Origin of the sequence: Psychrobacter sp. TB55-MNA-CIBAN-0194, assembly GCF_040309505.1 — a bacterium.
In the GTDB taxonomy this organism is placed as follows: domain Bacteria; phylum Pseudomonadota; class Gammaproteobacteria; order Pseudomonadales; family Moraxellaceae; genus Psychrobacter; species Psychrobacter fozii.
In genome coordinates, this window is the sequence record NZ_JBEOOW010000013.1 from 46,642 (window position 1) to 52,641 (window position 6,000).

The 6,000-nt window shown below is 38.2% G+C and carries 2 protein-coding genes; both read left to right on the forward strand.

Annotation, left to right across the window (positions count from 1 at the left end; translation table 11 throughout):
* Positions 1 to 1,345: 1,345 nt before the first annotated feature.
* Positions 1,346 to 1,735 (forward strand): hypothetical protein, encoded by a 390-nt coding sequence (locus AAEY75_RS13740; RefSeq protein WP_352259861.1) that lies wholly within the window; start codon positions 1,346 to 1,348, stop codon positions 1,733 to 1,735.
* Positions 1,736 to 1,739: 4 nt separating this feature from the next.
* On the forward strand, positions 1,740 to 6,000 hold a 4,261-nt coding region (locus tag AAEY75_RS13745), incomplete at its 3' end, for a calcium-binding protein (protein WP_352259862.1).

Sequence of the window (6,000 nt, forward strand, 5' to 3'; positions counted from 1 at the left end):
GTTTTTGACGTTTACTCTGTCCCTAATATCTTAGGTGATAGTTGGTCTTTAGCCATTTATAACGGTCAATCATCTTATTTTAAGGCAAAAGTATTTTTTGCTAGCCGTATGTTATTGTCTAATTATTACTTATGTAGTGGCTTTAAAAACCAAGTTAACCAGATTAAATGCTGAGCTTAAACAATTGCAAGATCATGCTCAAGTTCTGCAAGAGAAGCATCTGATGGCACTGACAGAAGGGGAAGTTCAAAGTCGAATCTTGGATACCGCTAGACACATACGGCGGTATCTTCTATATCTCTACCAAGTTGTTCTCTTTATCTTTCGCAAATCATACCGCCTCACATCGTTCAATATGCACTTCTATAACGCTACTCCTCATAGTAATTAAGCATTCAATATATCAAGGTTACAATCCACGTTCCAGTCTGTGTTTGCACTTCTCTATATTCCTTTTCTCAATCATGATTTTTCTAGTCGTGTCGTTAGTACGTTAGGACATCCATTTCATGAAGATATTAAACTCAAATTGGTTATATTCAGAACAAAAATCCAATTAAAGCTATACACTTATGTAAGCAATTGTTAGTATACGTTACTGTTTATCTGTGAAACACTACCGTTCATGCAAAGAATAACTAACCTCGCTAATAAAAAACCAATCATGAGTTTAGCGATAATACTCATGACGTCTACTTTACCTGCCTGTGATAAGACGCCTTCCGAGTATATCCAAGCCCTTACCGAAGATAAATACTGTGTGGCAAATATGCTAGATGAGCCGTTAAAAACTCCACTTGAGATCAGTATTGACCACAAGCGCTTAGCCATAAATAGCTCATGGAGCGCAGATGGTCTATATAGTGATAATAAAATAGTACATGCTCTAACAATGAGAATTTGTTGTTTTAGATAAATGTTAAGTATAAGGAATTGGATTATGTCTTTTGATTTTGAGAGTCATCATATTTTATACATTAAGATAATAAATGATTGAGAGACGTACAATTTTTCAATAATTTATCATTATTAAATCGTGAAGTTTGGCTTACCAATTTTAATGTACCAAATCAGTTTTCTCATAAGTTTTTAAGAAAAAGTTAGAAAATTCGTCTCAGTGTATGATGGGCAATGTGAAAATAAAAAAAATTTCTGATAGATGATTTTATAAGGTATCTGAATATCTTGTACGACGCTAGAGACTAACGGCTCGATGCACTAATTAAAAATACGTTTAAGCGAATATAAAATGATAGTAAATCTACGTGACTATATAAAGCAATTCACCAAATCTCAACAATTCGGAATTTATATAATATTTTTTTTAATTTATCTAGGTTTATTTATGAAAATTTGGGGGTATCGCTTAATAGCCGATAAGTTAGCCGAAGATCCAAGCAATTTCAAACAAGGATGTATGTATTATGAAAGTACATTTATAGATAAAAAAATAAATATGAAGATTTTGACACTATCTATAGATGGCTATAAAAAAGAAGATATTCATATTTTTTCGAGAAGTTTTCGTGGAAATCAAGATTGGGAAGGAGAAAAATATGAGGAGTTTATCGATTATATAGAAGCACATCGACGAGACTGCCACCCTGTAGAATACATAGAATTCCCTTTACTGATAGGCCGCGAGATTTATATTTATAATTATTTAGGTGATTTTGGTAACACCATTAGCTCCTCTGATAACACTGACTCTACTTTTAATACCACTAAGGACTAATACTATGACGACTGTTAAAAATAAAGTAGTAAACAATGAAAATCTTAGCGACATTTCTAGCGGATTAAGTGCTTTTAATAATATTTGGTCTGAGCTCAACAACATCGCTAGTGATAATCCAAAAGAGGCGGTAAGATCTTGCTTTTTATTGATGACGGATGTCGTTGATGTTTTCCATAAAAGTAGAGTTGGTAGTGTAGTGAATAATGCTTCGCAAACAGCAGCGATGGGCTATAGACTATATGATAATATTAATAAATTTGATAGGGAAGTTGAGAGTAATAAGGGATACGTTACTAAAGTAACCGTTGTCGATATAGTAGCAGATGCCAGTGCTATCTTCAGTTTAGCAATCACTATTACTAAATTTAGCCCTTTGGGCTTTGCGCTGAATATGGTGTCGGAGTTTGCCACCGCTGTCAGCAACGCTATGAATAGCTCTGGCAACAATGAAGGCATGATCCATGTTGACGACATTGCCACCTTTGTTACTGATGCCGCCTTTGCAGTGATTGTTGGACATGTTAAAGCTGCGGTTGAACTAATAGCAACTTTGGAGTCATTTATACCTGATGATTATGAGGCTTGGGAGCAAGGCCCGCACGAAATAATCGGTGATCTTGAGCAAAACTATATTAGAGCCGAAGACATTATTAAAGAGCGTGCTAAGGGAGTCTTTAAAGATGAACATGGTGAGGAGTATGAGTTTAGATACGGCTCTCAATATACCTCTCAGGCAGAAGCAGATGCTGCTTTAGAGGCAGCATTTGAGGCTGAATACGCTGATAAAGTAGCCGACAGACCTGCCACTATTTTTGGCTTAGGCGGTGCAGATACGATTATTGGTACTGAGCTACAAGATGATCATATTCATGGGGGCGATGGTGATGACACCGTATATGGATTAGGGGGTGATGACTTCATATTAGGGGGCGATGATAACGATACTATTTATGGAGATTCGGGTGAGGGCGGCGGACTTATAGGCCTATTAGAAATGACAGGCAATGATAAAATAATAGGAGGTTTAGGCTCGGATACAGCTTATGGTGGTGGAGGTGATGACATCATACTGCTAGCTGAAGGTCGTATAAATGCAGGATTAGAGGAAATAAAAGCGGACTCTCACAATGATACCGAAGTGAATACAGCATTCGGTGGTGAAGGTGATGACACTATATATGGGACGGGCGGAAAAGATACTATTACCACTGGAACGTCTAGCGAAAGTAGTGACAATGGTAGCGTGAACCATGCTTATGGTTTTTCTGGTGATGACACACTGATAGGTCAAGCGGGTCAAGATACGTTAGATGGAGGTCTCGATAATGATACGCTAATTGGGGGTGATGGTGATGACACTTTATTGGGAAGTAGTGGCAATGACACGTTGTACGGTGATTCACAAGATGAGAATGACGGTTTTTTGGGATTTGGTGAGACTAAAGGTAACGACATTATTATTGGCGGTATAGGCAGTGATAAAGCTTATGGAGGCCGTGGTAATGACACTATTATACTAGGGGAAGGTGAAAAATCAGACAGTAAAGGTACTTTAGAAAGCAAGGCAAAAAGCGATACCGAAAGGAATATCGCATTTGGTGGGGAAGGTAACGACACTATATATGGAACAGACGGTCGTGATAGCATCATTATGGGGCGACAAGATGAAGATAGTGATGAAGGCACAACCAATTATGGATATGGTTTTGGTGGCAATGATGAATTAGTAGGACTAGCTGGAAAAGACTATTTATATGGCGGTAAAGGCGATGACACTTTATTTGGCGGTAAAGGTGATGATGAGTTAGTAGGTGGTGATGATAACGATACGCTATATGGTGAAGACGGCATCGACTTATTAGAAGGCAGTGACGGTAATGATACCTTACATGGTGGGGAAGGAGATGACGTATTAGATGGTGGTGATGATGAGGATACGCTATATGGTGAAGGTGATAATGATACGCTTCAAGGCGGCAAAGGTGCAGATACGCTTTATGGTGGCGAAAATGATGATGTTTTATATGGAGGTCATCAAGTAGGTGGTGGGCGTGACAGTAATGCACAGAATGAGATGTATGGTGAAGCTGGAAATGACACTCTATACGGATCAGGTCGCCTTGAGGGTGGAGTAGGTAAAGATACCTATAAGGCACTAGATACTGCTGTTGTAAACGATATAGATGGTAAGGGTATTTTATATTATGAAGATAAGCATCTTCATGGTGCTAATATGAAGTATGAGTCAGATAGCCTAGCTCCTCCTCCTTCGTTGGATTTTAGCGAAAGTGGATATGATATCAATGATAAAACTACTGTGCGGTTGCAGGAGATATCACGTAGTGAAGAAATGGTTCGGTATCTAGTTACTGGTGATAATAACTTTCAATATGGTGGATTGACTACGGAAGCTTTAGATAGCGGAGAGCTAGGTGTCAAATTCTACGTGACTGTATACAAAGAGATTCCACCACCGCCTCCGCCTTTTACTCCTCCAAGTACGCCTCCTACACGATCTGACCCTCTTACCTTAGATCTAGATCATGATGGACAGATCAATACTATTTCGATTGGGTCTAATATTAAGTTTGATCTAGATGGTAATGATTTTGCTGAAAATATTTCTTGGGTAGCACCGCAAGATGGTTTTGTTATCCTTGATTTGAATAATAACGGCAAGGTCGATAATGGTGGAGAATTGTTTGGTACAGATACTTTGTTAGATGAGGCTGGCACTAAAGCAGAAAATGGGTTTTTAGCATTAGCACAATATGATTTAAATAGTGACGACTTGATTGACTCAGAAGATAGTATTTTTACTCAGTTAAAGATATGGCAAGATAAAAATCAGGATGGTATATCACAAGAGGACGAGTTAGCGACATTAGCTGAGCTTGGTATTATTTCTATATCTTTAAATAATGAATTTATAGAGGTAACGGATAGTAATAATGTTATTCATACTCATAGAGGCAGCTTTACTCAGTTAGCTGAAGAAGATGGTCAATTAACTACTAAAACAGGAATAGCAGAAACTCTTTTATTTGAAGTTGATACCTCTAACACAGTTTGGTTAGGCGAAGCTGAAGATGAAACAGGTATTAGCGATGATATCTTAGACTTACCAGACTTTGCTGGGTATGGTTCTGCTACATCTCTGCATCTAGCAATGGCAAATGACCCTACAGGTATGCTAAAAGAGCTTGTCAGTCAATTTGCAACTACTGCACCTGAAAACCAGATAGCCTTAACACATCAAATTTTATTGCATTGGACAAACAATCAAGATATCTCCGAAGATGTCTCGACTTATTATCAAGAGGGTATGAGCAAACAGGAGTTTGAAATACTAAAAACCCTTTGGGGTAAAGAGCAAGAGTGGAACAATTGGCCTCCCCATCATTCTGCTGCTAGAGAACTAGAAGGACATTATCAAAAAGTCCTTGCCAGTGCATATAGTCAGCTTCTCATTCAGACTACTGAAAGAGATTGGATTGACCTTGTGGATTTTATAGACGAAAAAGTGTTCGAAGTGGATGGTTCAGTTACAAATGGCAATCATACAACCATTACTAAAGTAATAGTAACGACATTCGAGGATCGGTTACCAGAAAGTGAATATAACAGTGGATCATTAATGGATCCTGTACTAGTGGGCCATATTTGGCATGCAGACTTCAGCTTAGTGATTGAACGACTTATTGATCTGACAGCTCAAGATCAACAACTTGGTCAATTAGAAATTGAGAAAGTCCATATCATTATTCAAGGGTTAGACCCGAATCACTCAGCTTTAAATAACGAGTTTCTCGAACAGTTTAGCTCAATAGTACAACAAGTTGCTAATGCTGAAATAAGAGAGGCAGTTTTAGAAGCTGTTTATGCACTAGATGATACTATTGAAGGTACTTCTGGTAATGATGAAATTGTAACATGGGCAGGCAATGACACCTTAGACGGTGGTGCAGGCAATGACATTCTAGAGGGTGGTGCTGGTAATGATACCCTAGAAGGTGGTAAAGGCAATGATCGACTAGACGGTGGAACAGGCAATGATCGACTAGACGGTGGCGCTGGTAATGACACTTATCTGTTTAAACGTGGTGATGGCACAGACACGATTTATAGTTATGAGAATAATGCCAACAAAGTAGACAGCATTGAATTTGACACTAGCGTTACAGCAGAAGACATTAATATACATCGTCAAGGAAATCATCTCGTTATTCAGTATAGTGAAGACGATCAAATTACCGTTGAGA